The organism is Roseateles sp. P5_E1 (assembly GCF_054049335.1).
Genome location: NZ_JBFUMN010000118.1, coordinates 1 through 2,282, shown reverse-complemented (window position 1 = coordinate 2,282; position 2,282 = coordinate 1). Strand labels below are relative to the sequence as shown.

Genomic DNA, 2,282 nt, shown 5'->3' with positions numbered 1-2,282 from the left:
GCGCTGCGCGGCGACGGTACCCACTTCGTCAGCCTGGACAAGGTCATCAAGACCATGCGCGAYACCGGCGCCGACATGATGACCAAGTACAAGGAAACGGCCCGCGGCGGCCTGGCGGTCAATATCGTCGAGTGCTGACGCGGCCATGTGCCTCGCTGCGTTCGCGCCGAACGCCCACCCGCGCTTCCCCCTCGTCATCGCCGCCAACCGCGACGAGTTTTTCGCTCGCGCTGCGGCGCCCATGGCCTGGTGGCCGGATCGGCCCGACATCCTCGCCGGCCGCGATCTCAGTGCCGGCGGCACCTGGTTCGGCCTGACGCGCGCCGGGCGTCTCGCGCTGCTGACCAATGTGCGCGAGCCGGGAAGGCAGATCGTCGATGCGCCGTCGCGCGGCGCCCTGGTCGTTGACTGGCTTGGCTCGTCCAGCGACGCTGACGATTTCGCGGCCGGGCTGGCACAGGGCTACAACGGCTTCAATCTCGTCACTGCCGATCTGGCCCGAAACGCCTGGCACTGGATCAGCAACCGTGCCTCAGCGCCGCTTGAACTGCGGCCCGGCATCCACGCGCTATCGAATGCCTCGCTTGACACGCCCTGGCCCAAGACCTTGGGCCTGTCGGAAGCGCTGGCCGAGGCGCTCGACAGCTCAACCTCGGCGCAGCAACTGGCAAGCCGGCTCTTCGCCGCGCTGACCGACGCCACGCCGGCTCCGGACGCGGCACTTCCCGACACCGGCGTCGGCGTGGCTCGCGAACGCCTGCTGTCGCCCCGCTTCGTGCGCATGCCCGATCCGGCGCGGCCCGGCGTTGCCGTCTACGGCACTCGTTGTGCGACCGTGCTGATCCGTGAGGCCAACGGTACTACCCACGTCATCGAGCGCAGCATCACGGCCAGCGGTGACTGGCTCCCGCCCGTCCACCACGAATTGAGCCGCTGGCCCTGACCCAGGCGCCGCTCAAGCTGATATACAGGCGGGCACCGCCGCTTCTCGCTGCCCGATGACACCCTTGCCTCGCCTGTCGACCGCCCGTTGGACCGCGCTGGCCTGCATGGTCCTGGCCGGCTTTGTCGCGGTGCGCTGGTGCCTGCAACTGGATGTCGGCAGTTTCCTGCCCGGRCTGGCCGAGATCGGCATCGTGTCGTCGGTGCTGCTGCTGCTCGGCGGCGCCACGGCCTGGGTCATGACCGGCTGGCGCAGCGGGCAGGCGCCAAGCGCTGCTGCCAGGCGCGCCGTGCAGGGCATGGCACTGCTGATGGCCGTGTTGCCAGCCTTGATGCTCATCGAGGCCGTGGGGGGCCTGTCCTTGGGTATCGACATCACCCGCTCCGGCGTGCTGCCGACGGCGCTGAACCCTCACCCCGGCCGCATCTCACCCAATGGCTGCGTGGCCCTGCTGCTGCTGTTCGCCTGCCAGGGCCTGCTGGCCGGCCCGCCACGCACGCTGGCCCGGCGTTTGAGCGCGGTCGGCATCATCGTCGCGGCCTGCATCGCCCTCCTTGGCATCCTGGGCTATCTGCTGAATCTGGAGCAGCTCTACCACTGGGGTTCATACAACCGCCTGACGCTGCCGACGGCCGCTGGCCTGGCGCTGCTGGCCCTGTCGATCTGGGAGTTGCGCCTGAGCTGGAGCGACCTGCGTGAGCGCATCGACCTGCATGAGCAGCGCATCACGCGGCGCTCGCTGGCCGTGCTGGCCCTGGTCGCCGTGGCGGCCGGCGCGGGCGGCTTCGCAGCGCTGGAATCGGAGTTCGAGCACACGCGCAAGGAAGATGTGCGCTCCACGGCAGTGCTCACCGCCGAGGCACTGGTCAGCGCCGTCGACGGCGGCGTCTGGCTTGCGCAGACCATCGCCACCCGCCCCGTCGTCATCGAGCAACTCGCGGCGCTGGCCAGCAGCCCGGCCGACACTGCCCGGCGCGAGCGCCTGGGCAACATCACCCGCAGCCTGCTGACGGCCGGCGTCACCGCGGCGCGCTTCGTCGACGCCACCGGCGCGCCGCTGGCCGAGGCCGGCGCCTTCGCTGCCCAGGCCGGCACGCCCTCGCTGGCGCTGGCGTCCGACTACGCCGCCACGGGTCGTCTCGCCTGGACCAGCGGTTTCCTGCTTGCGATCGACGTTCCGGTCATGGACAAGGGCGAGGTGGTGGGCCGCTTCCAGAGCGAGCAGCGCCTGGCATTGATGGACCGCCTGGTCATGCGCATCCGCGACACCGATGCCTCCTCCGACGTGCTGATCTGCAACCGCATCGACAAGGTCGCGTCCTGTGTGCCGTCCAAGCTC

At 70.1% G+C, this 2,282-nt stretch carries 3 protein-coding genes; all 3 read left to right on the top strand.

From position 1 onward, the window contains the following. The coding region (locus ACXJKJ_RS30005) for an L-serine ammonia-lyase, iron-sulfur-dependent, subunit alpha (protein WP_457394967.1) at window positions 1-138 on the top strand (138 nt) is incomplete at its 5' end. Window positions 139-145: 7 nt separating this feature from the next. Beyond that, window positions 146-943, top strand: a complete 798-nt coding sequence (locus ACXJKJ_RS30000) for an NRDE family protein (protein WP_457394964.1) — start codon at window positions 146-148, stop codon at window positions 941-943. A gap of 55 nt (window positions 944-998) precedes the next feature. Beyond that, window positions 999-2,282, top strand: a 1,284-nt coding sequence (locus tag ACXJKJ_RS29995; RefSeq protein WP_457394961.1) for a hypothetical protein, incomplete at its 3' end; no start/stop codon positions are given.

What these genes read in the sequence shown, in the direction of transcription:
- ACXJKJ_RS30000 (WP_457394964.1), top strand. Translation starts at nt 146, where the DNA reads ATGTGCCTCGCTGCGTTCGCGCCGAACGCCCACCCGCGCTTCCCCCTC.